Origin of the sequence: Kutzneria chonburiensis, assembly GCF_028622115.1 — a bacterium.
GTDB classification, from domain to species: Bacteria; Actinomycetota; Actinomycetes; order Mycobacteriales; family Pseudonocardiaceae; genus Kutzneria; species Kutzneria chonburiensis.
In genome coordinates, this window is sequence record NZ_CP097263.1 from 2,161,229 (window position 1) to 2,177,616 (window position 16,388).

The 16,388-nt window shown below is 70.7% G+C and carries 15 protein-coding genes; 7 read left to right on the forward strand and 8 right to left on the reverse strand.

Going from position 1 to position 16,388, the window contains the following annotated elements; all coding sequences use genetic code 11:
* Positions 1–81 precede the first annotated feature (81 nt).
* The gene (locus M3Q35_RS09910; protein ID WP_273941376.1) at positions 82–2,085 is read left to right on the forward strand and encodes an NACHT domain-containing protein; all 2,004 of its coding nucleotides are present in this window, start codon (positions 82–84) and stop codon (positions 2,083–2,085) included.
* Here the strand turns inward: M3Q35_RS09910 and M3Q35_RS09915 are convergent.
* From M3Q35_RS09915 to M3Q35_RS09935, 5 genes are all read right to left on the reverse strand, one after another.
* On the reverse strand, positions 2,069–4,237 hold the full coding sequence (locus M3Q35_RS09915; RefSeq protein WP_273941377.1) for an aminotransferase class III-fold pyridoxal phosphate-dependent enzyme: 2,169 nt from the start codon (positions 4,235–4,237) through the stop codon (positions 2,069–2,071). The genes M3Q35_RS09910 and M3Q35_RS09915 overlap by 17 nt on opposite strands.
* Positions 4,238–4,288: 51 nt before the next feature.
* Positions 4,289–4,576 carry an antibiotic biosynthesis monooxygenase family protein gene (locus tag M3Q35_RS09920; protein ID WP_273941378.1) on the reverse strand — a complete coding sequence of 96 codons (288 nt, stop codon included), beginning with the start codon at positions 4,574–4,576 and terminating at the stop codon, positions 4,289–4,291.
* A 44-nt stretch (positions 4,577–4,620) separates the two neighbouring features.
* The gene (locus tag M3Q35_RS09925) at positions 4,621–5,835 is read right to left on the reverse strand and encodes an erythromycin esterase family protein (protein ID WP_273941379.1); all 1,215 of its coding nucleotides are present in this window, start codon (positions 5,833–5,835) and stop codon (positions 4,621–4,623) included.
* A 37-nt stretch (positions 5,836–5,872) separates the two neighbouring features.
* Positions 5,873–6,529: a TetR/AcrR family transcriptional regulator gene (locus M3Q35_RS09930; RefSeq protein WP_273941380.1), complete on the reverse strand. Its 657-nt coding sequence runs from the start codon at positions 6,527–6,529 to the stop codon at positions 5,873–5,875.
* Positions 6,530–6,595: 66 nt separating this feature from the next.
* Positions 6,596–6,790, reverse strand: a complete 195-nt coding sequence (locus M3Q35_RS09935) for a hypothetical protein (RefSeq protein ID WP_273941381.1) — start codon at positions 6,788–6,790, stop codon at positions 6,596–6,598.
* Between the two features lie 139 nt (positions 6,791–6,929).
* Between M3Q35_RS09935 and M3Q35_RS09940 the strand changes: the two genes are divergently transcribed.
* Positions 6,930–7,886, forward strand: a complete 957-nt coding sequence (locus tag M3Q35_RS09940; RefSeq protein ID WP_273941382.1) for an IclR family transcriptional regulator — start codon at positions 6,930–6,932, stop codon at positions 7,884–7,886.
* Here M3Q35_RS09940 and M3Q35_RS09945 read toward each other — a convergent pair.
* From M3Q35_RS09945 to M3Q35_RS09955, 3 genes are read right to left on the reverse strand one after another with little or no spacing between them, the layout of a single operon-like run.
* Positions 7,867–8,241: a VOC family protein gene (locus M3Q35_RS09945; protein WP_273941383.1), complete on the reverse strand. Its 375-nt coding sequence runs from the start codon at positions 8,239–8,241 to the stop codon at positions 7,867–7,869. The two genes, M3Q35_RS09940 and M3Q35_RS09945, sit on opposite strands and share 20 nt — an antisense overlap.
* A complete protein-coding gene (locus M3Q35_RS09950; RefSeq protein ID WP_273941384.1) occupies positions 8,238–9,140 on the reverse strand; it encodes a hydroxymethylglutaryl-CoA lyase in 903 nt (300 codons plus the stop codon). Before M3Q35_RS09950 ends, M3Q35_RS09945 begins: the two co-directional genes overlap by 4 nt.
* Complete coding sequence (locus M3Q35_RS09955; RefSeq protein WP_273944298.1) at positions 9,137–10,303, reverse strand: CaiB/BaiF CoA transferase family protein; 1,167 nt, start codon at positions 10,301–10,303, stop codon at positions 9,137–9,139. Before M3Q35_RS09955 ends, M3Q35_RS09950 begins: the two co-directional genes overlap by 4 nt.
* 275 nt (positions 10,304–10,578) lie before the next feature.
* On the opposite strand from M3Q35_RS09955, the gene M3Q35_RS09960 reads away from it, so the two are divergent.
* From M3Q35_RS09960 to M3Q35_RS48805, 5 genes are all read left to right on the forward strand, one after another.
* Complete coding sequence (locus M3Q35_RS09960) at positions 10,579–11,949, forward strand: MFS transporter (RefSeq protein WP_273941385.1); 1,371 nt, start codon at positions 10,579–10,581, stop codon at positions 11,947–11,949.
* Positions 11,950–11,968: 19 nt separating this feature from the next.
* Positions 11,969–13,576, forward strand: a complete 1,608-nt coding sequence (locus M3Q35_RS09965) for an ATP-binding protein (RefSeq protein WP_273941386.1) — start codon at positions 11,969–11,971, stop codon at positions 13,574–13,576.
* Positions 13,558–15,267: an ATP-binding protein gene (locus tag M3Q35_RS09970; protein WP_273941387.1), complete on the forward strand. Its 1,710-nt coding sequence runs from the start codon at positions 13,558–13,560 to the stop codon at positions 15,265–15,267. The genes M3Q35_RS09965 and M3Q35_RS09970 overlap by 19 nt, the downstream gene beginning before the upstream one ends.
* On the forward strand, positions 15,260–16,087 hold the full coding sequence (locus M3Q35_RS09975) for an aminoglycoside phosphotransferase family protein (RefSeq protein ID WP_273941388.1): 828 nt from the start codon (positions 15,260–15,262) through the stop codon (positions 16,085–16,087). Before M3Q35_RS09970 ends, M3Q35_RS09975 begins: the two co-directional genes overlap by 8 nt.
* A 173-nt stretch (positions 16,088–16,260) precedes the next feature.
* Positions 16,261–16,386, forward strand: coding sequence for an SEC-C metal-binding domain-containing protein (locus tag M3Q35_RS48805; protein ID WP_379794110.1), 126 nt, complete (start codon positions 16,261–16,263; stop codon positions 16,384–16,386).
* Positions 16,387–16,388 lie beyond the last annotated feature (2 nt).

A 16,388-nucleotide genomic window follows, 5' to 3' on the forward strand; every position in this document is an offset into this window, starting at 1 on the left:
CTGGCGACAGCGTAGCAACCGGGTCCGACGGACCGGGCAATTCGCCCTCATCTTGCCGCCACGGTCTGAGATCATCGGCGCATGCCGAGACGTCGGGGATCGAAGCACCTGCTGGTCTACCTGACGGTCGTGCTGGCCGTGACGGCCGTCGTGCTGTGGTCGCTCGTGCTGTTCGGGCCGCGCACCGAGTACCTGGCCCTGATGTCGACCCTGATCGGCACGGTCACGGCCATGGTCACGCTGTTCAACACGCTCAAGCAGAACAAGGCCCAGTCCGCGCCGGCGCCGGGCGTGGCCGAGATCGTCAAGCAGGCCGGCGACCAGCTGTGCGGCAGCGTGCGGGCCGAGATCGAGCAGCAGCAGAACCGGTTGCAGGTCAAGCGGGATCTGCTCGACGTCCGGTGGCGCACGGTTCACGGCGAGGACGTGCCGGCGGAGGGTGACCTGGCGACGCTGGTGGACGCGCTGCGGGGCATGCCTCGGCGGCGGCTGCTGATCCTGGGTGCGCCGGCCTCCGGCAAGACGGTGTACGCGGCCCGGCTCGCCCTGGAGTTCATCAACGACCGGGCCGGGTTGGGCAGCATCCCGGTGCTGCTGCGGTTCGCGTTGTGGGAACCCGGAATCGACCTGTCGCAGTGGATCGCCGACCAGGTCGAGAAGGACTACGCCGGCGCGCTGCCGCTGCTGGCCGGTGACGCGCTGGTGCCGATCCTGGACGGCGTGGACGAGGTGGGGCCGCTGGTGCTGCCGGCGGCGCTGCGTGAGCTGGACCGCAGCCTGGGCGATCGGTCGCCGCTGGTCGTGGTGTGTCGGACCGACCTCTATCACGCGGCCGTCGAGGCCGGTGGGCCGGAGTTCGACAACGCCTGGGTGATCGAGCTGCGCCGGCTCGACCGGGACGCGGTCGTGCGCTACCTGGCCGGCACGGATCGCGACCGCTGGCCGGAAGTGGTCGCGGAGCTGGAGGGCGGCGCGCCGTCGGAGACGGCGCGGGTGCTGCGCAACCCGTTCAACGCGTGGCTGATGAAACGGTTGTATCCCAAGGGAAACGCGCAGCTGGGCGACGGTTTGCAGGAGCGGCTGCTCAGCGATTTCGTGCCATCGGTGCTCGGTCCGGCCATGGACGCCCGCCCCGAACGGCTCATCCGCTTCACGCTGCCCGGGGCCGTGCGCTGGCTGCGCTTCCTGGCCCGGCACCTGGTGCGCGACGGCCGCGAGGACTTCGCCTGGTGGGAGCTCGGCCGCGCCATCCCTTTTCTGTTGACGGAAGCGGTGGTCGGGGTACTGGCCGGCGCGCTCTACGGGGTGCTGCTGTTGCTGGCCGGGTCGAACGCGCTCGGCGTGGGTGTCGGCGCGGCCTTCGGTGTCCTTTTCGGACTGACGTTCTGTTCGGCGTACATGCTGGTGTGGAAGCGTGGATCGCAGGAACTTCGTTCCGGCGGCGGGGGATTCCGTGACAACGCGGACCTGCGCACACAGGTGCGACGCCTGGCCGAGGGCATGGTCACCGTGGCAATCGCCTGGGCGGTGGCGCTGGGCGTGGTCGCGTTGTGGGGGAGCCTGTCGACATTGTTCGCCGGCGCCCGACCGGCCGTGCTCGGCGTGATCGGCCTGGGCGCGGTGGTGTCGCTGATCTTCGGCGCGGCGGTCGGGGCCATCGCGGCGTTGCTGTTGCGCATGATGACGTCTTACGTCGTGCTGGCGACCGTGCGGGCCACCACGCCACGTGATGCGCTTAACCGGGACCGGCTGTCGTCCATCGTCTGCTACCTGATGTTCGCGGTGCTCGTCGGGGCGGTCACGGCCAGCTCTTTTGCCGTGCTGTCCACGGATCCGCTGTTCATCGTGCTGACCGCCGTCGGTGGCGGCATCACAGGCGGCGTCACCGGGGCGATGATGTTCTTTGCCTGGCCGCCCTATCAGGTGCGGCACGCCTGGCTGGCCGTGCTGAGGCTGACGCCCTGGCGGCTGATTCGGTTCCTCCAGGTGGCGCGGGATGCCGGCGTCCTGCGCCAGTCCGGGGCGCACTACCAGTTCCGGCACAAGATCGTGCTGGACCACCTGGGAACTAGGCAATCGCGCTGAGCGCGCGGCGCAGCGCGGCCAGGAACAAGGCCACGTGCCGCTCTTCCCAGACCAGCGGCGGTCGCACCTTCAGGACATCGCCGCGAGGCCCGGTGTTCCCGGCCAGGACGCCCTGGTTGACGAGCTCGGACACCAATGCCTTGGCGGCTTTGCGGGAGGTCACGTCGACGCCGGCCAATAGGCCGAGGCCGCGGACCTCGCCGAGCAGCTTGGACTCGGAAGCCAAGTCGCGCAAGCCGTTCCGCAGCAGCTCGCCGATCGCGACGGCTTGGTCCGGCAGTCCGGTCAGCGTGAGCACATCGAGCACGGCATGGCCGGCCGCGGCGGCGGCCGGCGTCGCGGCGAACGTGGAGAAGTATTCGTAGCGGCTGGCCAGCACATCGGCGATCTCGCGGCGGGTCACCACCGCGCCGATGGGGTAACCCGCGCCCATCGGCTTGCCGAGCGTCACCAGGTCGGGCGTGACGCCGGCGAGCAGGAACCGCCACAACTGCGGGCCGCTGCGGCCGTAGCCGGACTGCACTTCGTCGGCCAGATACAGCGCGCCGGCCGCGTGAGCCCCGTTGACCAGGCCGGCGACGAACTCACCGGGCACGTCGAGAATGCCCTCGGACGTGAACTGCGAGTCGGCCAGCACCAGCGCCGGTCGTTCGGTCCGTAGTGACTGGACGGCGAGCGAGATCCGGTGCGCGCCAACGGATTCCGTCATGCCGTCGCCGCGCGGTGCCGCGAACGTGGCGACATGCGCCGGGCGGTAGCCGGCGGGCCACTCGTTCGAGCTCAGGTCGGCCAGCCATTTCGACGACCCGTGATACGCGTGCTCGGCGATCACGGCCGCCGTCGCGCCGGTGTACTCGGTGGCCAGCCGCCACGCGAGCTCGTTGGCCTCGGTGCCGGACGTGGTGAACAGGATGGTGTCGAGCGGGTCCGGCATGGTGGCCAGGATGCGTTCGGCCAGGTCGACGATGCCCGCGTGCAGGTACCGCGAATGCGTGTTGAGCTCCGCCAGCTGTCGCCCGACGGCGCGGGTGACCGCCGGGTGGGCGTGGCCGATCACGGCGACGTTGTTGTAGGCGTCGAGGTAGCGGGTGCTGTCCCGGGCGAACAGCCACGGTCCCTCGCCCCGTACGAGTTCGAGCGGCTGCCGGTAGAACAGCGGCGACAGGGGGCCGCCCATGGCGTCGGCCCTGCGCCGGGGCAGGCTCGTCGGCGCGATGGCGTTGGTCAGATCGCGAGTGCCGGCCAGGCGGTCGAGGCGGTCGGCGAGGTCGTCCGGCGGCGCGCCGAGGAACTCCAACGCCTGGCTACTGCTCCTGTCGTACTGGGTGATGTAGCGGACGTTGTCGGCATGCGTGTCACGGCGAAGCGCCGACACCGCCAGCGTGGTGAGCAGACGGGCGATGACCAGCTCGCCCAGCACGGCCACCTCGGCCGTTGACAACAGTTGTTGTCGCTGATAGCCGCGCAGCACGGCTTCGGCCAGCCGCCAGAAGTGGTCCTCGTCGTCGGTGCCGCGCAGCACGGAGGCCAGCGTCACGGCCAGGTCGGCCACCTTCGCGGTGTGGTGCATGTCGCCGAAGTCGATCACGCCGGTCACGACGCCGTCGCCGGCCAGCACATTGGTCAACGTGACATCGGCGTGCTGGATCCCCGACGGCAGCGTTGCCGTGGCGGCCAGCGCCGGCCGGACCCGGTCGACCAGCTCGGCCTGGCCGATACCGGCGGACGTCACGACGTCCGGCGTCCGCCGGACGTCCCACAGCAGCGACCGGCCGGCCGCCGGGTGGAAGAAGCCTTGCAGCGCAACGGAGACCCGGCCGGCGATCGCGCCGACCTGCGCCGCCAGGTCGGGGTCGAGCGGACGGCCTTCCAGTGGTGCACCGGGCAGCAGCGTGATCAGCCGCGCCAGGCACTCCCGTCCGGAATCGTCGCCGACGCGGACGATCTCGCCGACGGTCTCCGGCACCAGCAGACTCGGGTCGGCCGCGCGCACGTGCGCCAGCGCCCGCGTCTCCATGTCCACGACGTCGGCCGACTCCGCGGGGTTGGAGATCTTGAGTACGAACCGGCCGTCGACCAGCACGTTCAGGTCGCGCTCACTGTCCAGCGGACCCAGTTCGACGTCCGCCAGCCCCCAGTGCTCACGCAGCACGGCCCGTAGGCAACTTCGGGGCCGGTTCCGCGAAAATCCCCAGCATGCCCGTCACACCTCGGTGACGTGCTCCACCTGCGGCGTCGCCGCGAAGTACCCGCCGACCAGCTCACGCCAGCGGCCGAAGTCCGCCGACTCGCGGAACTGGACGGTGTGGTGCTCCACGGTTTCCCACTCCACCACCAGGAGATAGCGCTGCGGGTTCTCGATCCCGCGGTGCAGGCTCGCGCCGAGGCAGCCGGCTGCCCGCTCGAACAGCGGCCTCGCCTCCTTGAACCCGGCCTCGAAACCGGCCTCCTGGCCCGCCGGCACCTCGATCCGCGCGATCTCCCTGACCATCCGCACTCCTCGCTCGCCGGGTCTTGATCGGCATCATACGGGCCTCATGCGCCGGGAAGCCGGTGCCAGGGCGTGACGGAGTCGATGTAGACCACGGCGTCGAAGGCGTTCGGTTCGATGGGGTGGGCCGCCGCGCCGTTCATGATGTGGGTGGCGGCCACGGGCTCACGGCGTAGGTCGGTGAGGGACAACGGCAGGCCGCCGAGCGCGGCGTCCACAGTGGACGGTTCGAACGGTCCGACGGTCTCGTTGAACACCTCGACATGCCCGGGCGGGCCGTCCAGCAGCGGACGGTACAGCTCCAGGGTGCCGCCGCCGAAGGCCGAGCCGATGACCACGAGTTCGTCGCCGAGCACGTGGGTCAGCTGATGGCCGACCGTGGTCAACCTGTCGTTGATAACCGGTGGCGCCCACAGCGGACACCGCTGCACGTGACCGTTGTGGGCAGTGATGACAATCCGGGACTCGCGCTTGAGGATCCACTCCACGGTCTCGGCCATGGCGAAGTCGCGGATGTTGGCGCCGGGATATGTGCGAGTGGCCCCCTCGGGCATGGCGGCGCAGAAGGCGTCGGTGTGGCGGGCCATGGTCGCGCAGTGCAGGGCCAGCTCGACCCGGTCGCGGTCCGCGCTGGCGGCGTAGTCGACCCGCATGGTGTGCAGCCGCTCGGCGAACGACCCGATCCGGGCGGTGATCTCGTACCGCAGATCGGAGCCAAGAGCCATGTACGCCTGGAGCGCCGGGGCCGCCCACGCCCGACCGGTGCGATCGGTCGGCAGGTAGTCGAACAGCGGCAGCAGGGTCTCGCGAACGACCTTGGCATAGGCGGGATCGACCTCGTCCAGCAGCGGTAGACAGGCTTCGATCGCCGGGACGGCCGACGCGCTGTAGCCGGAGATGTCCATGCCGTAGAAGCGAACCCCGTGCTCGCGCAGCCACGGCAGGTGCTCGCGCATCTCCTCGCAGCGGCCGAAGTGGTAGGTGATCCCGTGCTCCAGCACGGCATCGAGGTCACCGCCGTCGCTGATCCACGAGTTCACGGCCAGCCCCTCGGCGAAGCCGGACTCCATGACAAAAGCCCCGAAACCCAGCTCCCGCACCAGGAATCGGGTCAGCCGGTGGCGCAGGTCGTAGAACTCGTGGGTCCGGTGCGCGCTCTCGCCGATGGCCACCACGCGGGCGTCGCCGACGATCTCCCGCAGCGGTTCCAGGTCGCTGAAGTCCTCGTCGGCCGGATCGAGCGTACGAAGCGGATGCATGCGTCAACCGTAGGTTGACGCATGGCCGAAGTCAACCTCAGGTTGACGCCGTCAGTCCGGCGAGCACGGCGGTGGTCAGCTCCTCCAGCCGGCGCGGGAAGTCCGTGAGGGAGTGCCCGCCGTCGGGCTGCTCGGCGTAGAACCGGGCCAACGTCTCCGGCGGATGCGAGACCTGCCAGAACGTCGCGGCCAGCGAGCTCACCGCAGCGACGGCCTTGCGTCCGCCGTCCGGGCCCAGTCCGGGCAGGGCGTCGCTCAGCAGCTGGCTGATCGCGGCCACCCGGTCCAGCGTGGCGACCTTGAACGCCCGCACGGTCTCCAGTGACACGTTCCGCTCCAGGTTGAGCGGCGCGTGGGCCAGCAGGTCGCAGAACAGCGGCCGGGCCGCCAGGGTCGACGTGATCACCGCCGACCCTCCTGACGGCGTGGGTTCGGCGTCGGCCAGGGCAATCCGCAGCGCCTCGGTCCACTCCTGCCAGCCCTCGGCGGTCAGCTGGAGGTAGATCTCCTCGCGGGTCTCGAAGTACCGCAGCAGCGCCGATTTGTGCACACCGACCTCGGCCGCGATGTCCCCGAGGGTCACCGTCCGCACGCCGTCCCGAGTGGCCAGCACCCGCGCCGCCGCCAGGATCGCCTCGCGCCGCTGCTCCTTGTGCTCGGGCCGGCGCGCCCGCTGGAACTCCGCTGTGACCACGTCCCCAGGTTAACGCAACAGGGTTGCCTTGTTGCTTGCCAAGGACGAGCGGCGGGCCTAGCTCGGCTACTTGGCGGTCAGCACGGTCTGCCGGGCGAGGACGACCTGCACCGGTCCGCGATGGCAGTCCGGGCACAGCGTCTCCGCCGCGGCCGGCGCCTCGCAGGGCAGGCCGCCGCGGCTGTAGAAGGAGCGGACATTGCTTCGCTGTCGGTGATCAGCAGGGCCTCCGAGAACATCCGCCTCATCTCCTTCGGCCACGACCATTGTATGCTGCAACTGTTGTCATGGACAGCAATTTCTGGCCGAGCGTGGACGGGCAGCTGTTGCCGCCATCGAGAGCGTGGTGCCGACGACGCCGGCCTTCGACCTGACCGCGTAGCCGGTATCATCCCCGGCCGTGAGCAGCGAGTTCGACGACCAGGACGACATCGCCGACGAGATCGGCGACGAGCTGGTGTCGGGGGAGGCCGACGACGGGCCGCGGGCGCTGCCGCGGGGGATCCGGCCGCTGCTGGTGCTGGGCAAGATCCGGCAGATCATCGAGGTGTTCGCGCCGGACCGGCCGGAGCTGACCTTCCTGGAGATCCGCAAGGCGACCGGGCTGCCGGCCAGCACGTGCCAGCGGCTGGTGGCCAACATGGTGGCCGAGCAGTTCCTCGACCGGCACGGCGACCGCTACCGGATCGGCCTGCGCTTCGGCTACTGGGCCTCGCCGGCCGGGGCGGGCATGGACGTGAGCGAGGTGGTTCGCCCGGCGCTGGAGTGGCTGCGGGACGCCACCGGGGAGACCTCGTGCCTGTACCGGCGGGAGGGTGACGTCCGGGTCTGCGTGGCGATGGCCGAGACGTACCACGCCATCCGGCGTGAGATGTACGTCGGCAAGCTGATGCCGCTGCACGCAGGCTCGGCCAGCCGGGTCCTGCTGGCGTGGGACGAGTCCATTGTGGACTCAGTGTTGGACCGCGCGTTGGAGCGGTTCACCACCACCACGGTAACCGACGCCGCGCTGCTGCGGGCCTTGCTGGCGCAGACGCGGCACCAGGGCTACGCCGTGACGTTCGAGGAACGCGACCCCGGCGCCGCGTCCGTATCGGCCCCCGTGTTCGGGCCGGGCCGGGTGCTGGTCGGGGCCTTGGGCATCAGCGGCCCGACGATGCGCATCTCCACCCAGCAGAGCGCCGAGTGGGCCCCCTCGTCGTGCGTGCCGCCCAACAGGCTACCCGCCTCCTCGGCGGCCAGTAGCCCTCCTCCCGCCCCACCGCCGCCTCCTTCGCCACATGCGCTTCCTACTTGGCGCTGTGTGCCACATAGGAAGCGCATGTGGCGAAGCAGTGTCACTCGATGGGGTTGCTGAGCTCGATGAGGTTCTGGTCGGGGTCGCGGAGGTAGATACTCACAATCGGGCCCCCGGCGCCGGTTCGCTCCACTGGCCCCTCCTCGATCAGCGAGCCTAGCTCACGCACGATGTGCTCGACGGGGTCGTCGACGATGAAGCACAGGTCGGCGCTGCCGGGCGTGGGCCGCCGGGCCCTGGGGGTGAACTCCCGCCCGGCCTCATGCAGGTTGATCTTGGCAGATCCGAACACGAGCGCCGTCCGGCCGCCGCGAAAAGTGACGGCCTCCATGCCCAACACGCCGGTGTAGAAGGCAACGGAAGCCTCGATGGAGGCGACGGTGAGCACCAGATGATCAAGCCGGTCGATCCTCATCCGAGCGCCCACGGGTGCGTGCCGGGCGACCGCGCCGCACCCTCGGCGGCCCGGCTCCGTGACGGCTCGCCGAGCTGCACAACCAGATCTCGCCCGCGTGCCACCAACTGGCGGAATCCGTCCTGGCTGAGCCACGAAGGCCGCAGCGCGTAGACAACGTCCTCCAAGGCGGTGTTGCCACTCGCCCCCGGCGCGAACGGGCAGCCGCCGAGCCCACCCAGTGACGCATCGACGGCAACGGCCCCGGCGTCGATAGCGGCGAAAGTGTTGGCCACGCCCAAACCCCACGTGTCATGCCCGTGGAACCACACCTCGTCGGCCACCGCGCATACCGCCGCGGTGAGGCTGGTGACGTCAGCCGGCACGGCCTGCCCGATGGTGTCGCACAGGACAACGCTGTCCACGCCGGCGGTTCGGGCGTCCGAGACAACGGCCAGCACGGCGTCCTCCGGCGTCGCGCCCTCGAAGGGACACGTGAAAGCCGTGGCCAGCGCCAACTGCACCCTCACCCCGTGCTTTGACCCGAGCACGACGGCGGCGGCGAGGCCGTCGAGGCTCTGTTCGACATCGCAGCCGACGTTGGCCTTGTTGTGTGACGGTGAAACGGACAGCACGTACTGAATCTGCCGCACGCCGGCCTCAACCGCCAGCCGAGCACCTGTCACATTCGGCACGAGCACCCAGCAGCGATCCAACTCCGAGCTGTCCAGCGCGGCAACGACGTCCACCGTGTCGGCCATCGTCGGCACGCGCCGCACGACCGCGCCGATCTCCAACGTCGGCAGGCCACACGACAGCAGGAATCGCACGAGGTCGACCTTGTCGGCGGTCGGCAGGAGCGTGGACACCAGCTGCAAGCCGTCCCGCAATGTCACATCCCGCACCAAGACGTCGTTCACAGCACCTCCTCGGCGTAGAGACCGTCGATCTGGTCGGCGGTGAAATCGAGCAGCCCGCCCAGCACCTCACGAGTGTGCGCACCGAGATCCGGCCCCAGCGAACGGATCTCGGCCGTCTCGTCGTCGATCCTCGGCACCACACCGGGGAACCCGACGGGCGAGTCGAGCCCGGGCACGTCGAACCGCTGCACCATGCCGCGCGCCCGGTACTGCGGGTCGCGCGCGATGTCCGACGCCTGGTAGATCCGCCCGGCCGGCACACCCGCGTCCTCCAGCGCGTTCAGCACGAACGCGATGTCGTGCTGCCGGGTCCACTGGCCGATGGCGAAGTCGAGCTCGTCGCGACGGGCCCAGCGGCCGTCGTTGCTGGCCAGCAGCGGGTCGTCGGCCAGGTCCGGCCGGCCGATCACGCCCATGAACCGCCGGAAGATCGAATCCCCGTTGCCGGCGATGATGACCGTGCCGTCGGCGCAGGCATAGGCGTTGCTCGGCGCGACGCCCTCCATGCGGCCGCCGAGGCGTTCCCGCCGCACGCCGAAAGCCTCGTAGTCCGGCAGCAACGACTCAGTCAGGCTGAACACCGCCTCGTGCAGCGCGACGTCCACGGTGCCGCCTTCCTTGCGTAGCAAGCACATCACCGCCCCGATCACGGCGTACAGGCCGGCCACCGAGTCGGCCAGGCTGACGCCCGTACGAGCCGGCAGCCGGTCGGCGTCACCGGTCAGCTCGCGCAGGCCGCCGACCGCCTCGGCGATCGCGCCGAAGCCCGGCCGGTCGCGGTACGGGCCGTTCTGGCCGTAGGCGGAGATCCGCACCAGCACGATGTCCGGCTTCACCGCCTTGAGGTCGTCCGGTCCGAGTCCCCAGCGCTCCAGCGTGCCCGGCCGGAAGTTCTCCAGCACCACGTCGCACTGCGCGGCCAGCTCCAGCGCGATCTTGCGGCCCACGTCGCTGCGCAGGTCCACCGTGACGGATCGCTTGCCGCGGTTGATGGTCCGGTACAGCAGCGAGGTGTCGCCGTCGACCAGCCGCCACCGCCGCAGCTCGTCGCCGCCGGCCGGCCGCTCCACCTTGATCACGTCGGCGCCGAAGTCGGCCAGCAGCCGGCCGGCGGTCGGCGCCGCGATGTAGTTGCCCAGCTCCAGCACCCGGATACCGCTCATCGGCCCCACGGCCCCACCTCCGTAACCACGATGTGGTGCACTCACCACAATGAAGCTACTCCGCCCTCCACCCCCGTGAACTGTCACCTCAATCACCCCGCCCGTTCGGTGGCACATGCGCTCCGCACTTGACGTCTGGAGGCAAGTGCGGAGCGCATGTGCCACAAGAGGGGGTGTCCAGGGGTGGGACCGCGGTTGTGAGCCCGGATGAAGAGGTTTACGGTCGCCGTCACTGGGTGGCCAAGTAATCACATCGTGGTGGTTGGAGGCGTCAAATGCTCGACGGACGATCGGCCCGGACCCGGGTGGCCCAGCGGTTGGACGACCTACCGGTGACCCGGACCCACGTGCGGGTGGTGCTCGCGGTCGGCCTCGGGCTGTTCTTCGACATGTACGAGGTGTTCCTCGCCGGCACCGTCAGCACTGCCCTCACCTCGAAGTTCGGCCTGTCCGGCAGTGGACTCGCACTCGTGCTGGCCTCGGCCTTCCTCGGCATGTTCGTCGGCGCGTTCTTCGTGTCCCGGCTGGCCGACAAGCTCGGCCGCCGCCGGCTGTTCCTGTTCAGCCTGCTCTGGTACTCCCTGTTCTCGCTGCTCGGCGCGTTCAGCCCGAACGCGGTGATCGTCGTGGTCTGCCGCTTCCTGGCCGGCATCGGCGTCGGTGCGGAGTACCCGGTCTCGGACACGTACCTGAGCGACGTGCTGCCGGCCAGTTCCCGCGGCCGGCTCGCCGCCTGGGCGTACACCTGCTCCTTCCTGGCCGTGCCGGTGCTGGGCTTCCTGTCCCTCGGCCTGGCCACGAAGGCCCCGCTGGGCATCGACGGCTGGCGCTGGCTGCTGGCCATCGGCGCGGCCGGCGCGATCGGCGTGCTGGTGCTGCGCCGCCGGCTGCCGGAGTCGCCGCGCTGGCTGGAAAGCGTGGGCCGGTACGACGAGGCCGAGACCGCCTACCAGCAGTTCGCGCAGGCCCAGCCGCTGCGCCGGCAGCCGAGCCCGTCGCCGTTCACGGCGACCAAGGCCGCCGAACCGGGCCAGCCGCTGACCACCGCCGCACTGGCCAAGCAGCCCTACCGCGGCCGGATGGTCATGCTCGGCGCGTTCCACCTGCTCCAGACCTTCGGCTACTACGGCTTCGGCACGCTCGCCGTGCTCGTGCTGGCCACGCGTGGCTTCACCGTGCAGCATTCGCTGCTGTACACCGCGCTGTCGTTCCTCGGCTACCCGATCGGCTCGCTGCTGTCGGTGCCGCTGATCCACCGGGTCGAGCGCAAGTTCCTGGTGATCGGTTCGGTGCTCGCGATGGCCGTGGTCGGCATCCTCTTCGCCACGGCCGGCTCGCCCGCGCTCATCGTGGCCGCCGGCTTCGCGTTCACTGCCGTCAGCAACATCTTCTCCAACGCGTACCACATCTATCAGGCCGAGATCTTCCCCACGGAACTGCGTGCGTCGGCCACCGGCTGGACGTACTCGCTGTCCCGGCTGGCCACCGGCGCGATGCCGTTCGTGCTGCTGCCGCTGCTGGGCAGTGGCGGTCCGGCCGTCGTGTTCACGGTGGTCGCGGCCGCGCTGGCACTGGTGGCCGTGGACATCGCGGTGCTCGGTCCGCGGACCTCGGGCCGGTCGGTGGAGGCGATCAATCCTCGCTGAGGTGTGGTAAACGGACAGTGTGCAGATCCGGGTGCTGGGCACGGTCGAAGCCCAAGTCGGCGACGAGCTCGTGGCGCTCGGACCGCGGCAGCGACGGCTGGTGCTCGGCGTGCTGGCCTGGGAAGCCAACCGGGTGGTGACGGTCGACCGGCTGATCGTCCTGGTCTGGCCCGACGACCCGCCGCGCTCCGCGGCCCATGCGGTCCGCGTGGCGGTGTCCGACCTGCGGGCGCGGCTGCCCGTGGACATCGAGACGCACGGGACCGGCTACCTGCTGCGCTGTGACCCGCTCATGGTCGACGTGCACCGGTTCCTTTCCCTGGTTGCGCAGGCCCGCAAGACCGCCGACGACCGGGCGCGGCTCGGGCTGCTGGACGAGGCGCTGGGCCTGTGGCGGGGCCCGGTGCTGGCCGACGTCGCCTCGGATCGCACCCGCGACCTGCTCGCTTCCGGCGTCGAGGAGACGCGCCTGGTGGCCGTTGAGGACCGGGTCGAGGCGTTGCTCGGTCTCGGCGGGCATCGGGACGTCGTCGAGGAGCTGCTGGGCCTCGTCGACCTCCACCCGACCCGGGAGCGGCTGGTCGGGCAGCTGATGCTGGCGCTCTACCGCAGCGGCCGGGCCGGCCAGGCCTTGGACGTCTTCCGGCGCACGCGGGCGTATCTGGCCGACGAGCTGGGCATCGATCCCGGTGCCGGGCTGCGGCGGCTGGAGCTGGCCATCCTCCAGAACGACGAGGAGCTGGACCTGCCGGTCGTGTCCACGGCCCTGGTCGGCCGGCGGCACGAGCTGGCCATGCTGGGGGAGTGGCGGGCCAAGGCCCTGTCGGGCCGGACGACGGTCGTGCTGCTGGAAGGCGCCGCCGGCATCGGCAAGAGCACGCTGTTGGACGAATTCTCGCGTGGCATCAGGGTTTTGCGGGGTCAGGGCGTGGCCGAGGAGGGTGCGCCGGCGTACTGGCCGTGGCGGCAGGTCTTCCGGCAGTGGCTGGCCGAGACCGATGCCGGTGTGGCCGCCGAGGTGCTGGGCGAGGCGGCCGACAAGATCGGCCGGATCGTGCCGGAGCTGGGGCGGCCGGCCGACGCGGAACGGTCGGCCGAGGAGCGCTTCGCGCTGTTCGACGAGGTCACGGCGCTGGTCGGCCGGATGGCCGCCGGCGGGCTGGTGATCGTGCTCGACGACCTGCACTGGGCCGACCCGGCGTCGCTGCTGCTGTTCAGCCACCTTGCCCGCGGGGCAAGGGATGTTCCGCTGCTGCTCGTCGGGGCGTACCGGCCGTACGAGTTGCGGCAGGCCCGCGACACCCTGGCCGAGATCACCCGGCTCGGCGGGGCGATCCGCCTCGAGCTGCCCGGGCTCTCGGCCGACGAGGTCGCCTTGCAGCTGACCGCCGAGCTCGGCCGCCCCTGCGAACCAGCCGAGGCCGCGGTGATCACCACCCGAACCGGCGGGAACCCGTTGTTCGTCCGGGAAATCGGCCGGCTCCGGCGCGCCGATCCACGGGCGTCGATCAGCGAGGTGCCGACCGGCGCCCGGGACGCGATCCGCCAGTACCTCAGCGTGCTCTCCCGCCTTGTCGAGCACTGCTCGCCACGGCCGCGGTGCTCTCGGTGGACATCGACCCGGTGACGGTCGCGGCGGTTTCCGGCGTCACCGTCGAGGACACGCTGACCGAGCTGGACGAGGCCGTCGCGATAGCCGCGGTGCTGCCCGGGTTCCGCTTCGCCCACGACCTCGTGCGCGACAGCCTCATGCTCGACCTGGCCCCGACCGACCGGGCCCGCATCCACCTCCGCGCCGCCGAGCACTTCGAGGCCCGCGACGGCCATCCGGCCCAGATCGCCCACCACCGCCTGGCCGCCCTGCCGCTGGGCGATCCCTTGGCGGCGTCGAGGGCCGCCGCCGCGGCAGCCGAGGAATCGTTGCGCCAGTTCGCCTATGAAGACGCCGCCCGGCTGTTCGACCAGGCCCTGTCCGCGCTCGGCCGGCCCGACGGCGAGCTGCTGATCGGCAAGGCGGTCGCCCAGTACCTGGCCAACGACATCCCGTTGGCCCAGCGGACCAGTGAGCAGGCAGCGGAACTGGCCCGCCGCACCAGCGACCCCGTCACGCTGGCGCGGGCCGCGCTCGTGATGCCGGAGCAGGCCGACCCCATCTGGTTGCGTACGATCAAGCCGTGGTGCGAGCAGGCCCTGGCCGAGCTCCCGGCCGAGGACAGCGTGCTGCGGTCGAGACTGCTGGCGATGCGCGCGGTCATCGAGGTCACGGACTACGCCGCCGATGAGGCCATGCGCACCAGCAGTGCCGCGCTGGCCATGGCCGAACGGCTCGACGACCCCACGACCCTGATCGAAGCCCTGCGGGCGCACAAGCACGCCCACTCCGGTCCCGCCGGCGCCGAGGTGCGGCTCGAACTCGGCCGCCGGGCCGTTGCGCTGACCGTCCGGGCCGGTGATGCGGCGGCGTGTTGGGGGCACCTGTGGAGGTACGACGCGTTCATGCAGCTCGGCCGCGTGCACGAGGCCGAAGGCGAGCTCGATCTGTGCGAGCGAGTGGCCACTCGGCTCAATTGGCAGCTGGTGCGCTGGCACCTGTGCCTCGGCCGGGCCGCGATCGCCCAGGGGCAGGGCCGGTTCGCCGACGCCGACGCCCAGCTCGACCGGGCGAGCCGGCTGGCCGACCGCGGCGACAACCCACACGCCCACGCCGGCACCGAGATCACCCGGGCCTACTACACGGCGGCGTCCAGCAACCAGGTCGGCGACGCCGTGGCCGCCATCGTCCGCGGCTTCGGCTCGTCGCTGATGACCCGGTTCACGCTGGCCGGTCTCTACAGCCTGATCGGCGACCTCGACCGGGCGCGGGCGCAGTTCGACACCTGGCCGCCGATCGCCGAGGCCCAGGTGCAGGAGTGGTACCGGCTCTCCGTCTACGGCGGGTACGCCCAGGTGGGCGCCGCCCTCGGTGACACGGTGGCCTGCGCCGGCGCGTACGAGCGCCTGCTGCCGTACGCCGCGCTGCACATGACCACCGGCTCCAACGCCGTGATCACCGGCGGTTCCGTGCACTTCTACCTCGGGCTCGCCGCCGCCTGCTGCGGCCGGACGTCCGTCGCCGCCGACCACTTCCGCGCCGCCAACACCTCCAACGCCGCCGCCGGTCTTGTGCCGCATATCGCCCAGGGTCACTTCCAGCTCGCCCTCGTGCTCCCTCGCGCCGAGGCCCTCGCCCACGCCCGGGAGGCCCACGCCATCGCCGTCCGCCTCGGCATGTCCCGGCTCAGCGCCCGTACCCAGGAGCTGCTCACCTCTTATGTCTGACTTGCTCGACGTCGCCGCCGCCGTGCTGCCCGGCCAGTCCCTCCGCGGCGCTTTCGTCTCCCAGGGCGGTTCTCACCACGCCGTGGTGATCCCCGACGTCGCCGTCGTCCGCATCGCCCGCAAGCCCACCGCCGTGTCGTTGTTGCCTCGGCGCACGGAGTTGTTGCGGCGCTTGGCTCTCATGGACCTACCCTTCGCCGTCCCCACGCCGTTGACCGATGTCGTCTCGATCTCCGGCTACACAGCCGTTGCCCTCTCCTGGCTGCCCGGAACCGCCTTGCCCCGTGGCACCGCCGTCGACCCCGCTTCGTTGGCCGGACTGTTGGATGCGTTGCGGGGCATAGACCTCGCCGACCTGGACGGCCTGCTCGGCGAGCCCCACGAGTACGCCGGCGGTTCCCGATGGCCTTCGCTCATGCTCGACGAGGTCATCCCTCGCCTGCCCTCTTCCGTCCGCCCCGACGCCCGTCGTCGCATCTCAGCCGCTTTGGCTCTGCCTCCCGTCACGCCTTCCCTCGTGCACAACGACCTGGCCGGCGAGAACATGCACTGGTCGCCCGATCACCGTCTGATCGGCGTGCTCGACTGGGACCTCGCCCAGCCCTTCGACCCCGCCATCGACGTCGCCTGCCTGGGTTGGTACGGCTGGCCCACCATCGCCGCGGCGGTGCCTTCGTCCACTATGGACCGCGCCAGGGTCTGGTACCGCACCTTCGGTCTCGAGCAGGTCGCCTTCGCCGTCCTCAACGGCGAGTCGCCCGCGTCCATCGCCCAGCGCTGCACCACCGCCGCCGCTTGGCTCGAGCGCACCGCCTCCTAATTCGCTTCGCCTACCCACGTCGGCCCGCTACCGTTGCGCCGATACCGAAGGAGGCTGTCATGGACCGCCACGAGATGTCCTTTTGAGCCGACCAGCAAGCGCCGCAGGGGGTTCCCTCTAGCGAGGCCAGGGTCAAGCGCGGTCACCGCGTCGTCGGCGAGGACACCGAGCTCATCGAGAAGCTTGGCGGCAACGACCCTTGCCCGTGCGGTTCCGGGCGGCGTTTTCAAGCGCTGCTGCCGTCCGCTCGGCAGGTTCGACGACACGCTGGGCCACTACTACGTCCACGACTGAATTGAGT

Bases quoted from the DNA above. Each gene is read 5' to 3' on its own strand.
- M3Q35_RS09910 (WP_273941376.1), top strand. From the start codon at position 82: ATGCCGAGACGTCGGGGATCGAAGCACCTGCTGGTCTACCTGACGGTC.
- M3Q35_RS09920 (WP_273941378.1), bottom strand. From the start codon at position 4,576: ATGGTCAGGGAGATCGCGCGGATCGAGGTGCCGGCGGGCCAGGAGGCC.
- M3Q35_RS09925 (WP_273941379.1), bottom strand. From the start codon at position 5,835: ATGCATCCGCTTCGTACGCTCGATCCGGCCGACGAGGACTTCAGCGAC.
- M3Q35_RS09945 (WP_273941383.1), bottom strand. From the start codon at position 8,241: ATGAGGATCGACCGGCTTGATCATCTGGTGCTCACCGTCGCCTCCATC.
- M3Q35_RS09955 (WP_273944298.1), bottom strand. From the start codon at position 10,303: ATGAGCGGTATCCGGGTGCTGGAGCTGGGCAACTACATCGCGGCGCCG.
- M3Q35_RS09960 (WP_273941385.1), top strand. From the start codon at position 10,579: ATGCTCGACGGACGATCGGCCCGGACCCGGGTGGCCCAGCGGTTGGAC.
- M3Q35_RS09975 (WP_273941388.1), top strand. From the start codon at position 15,260: ATGTCTGACTTGCTCGACGTCGCCGCCGCCGTGCTGCCCGGCCAGTCC.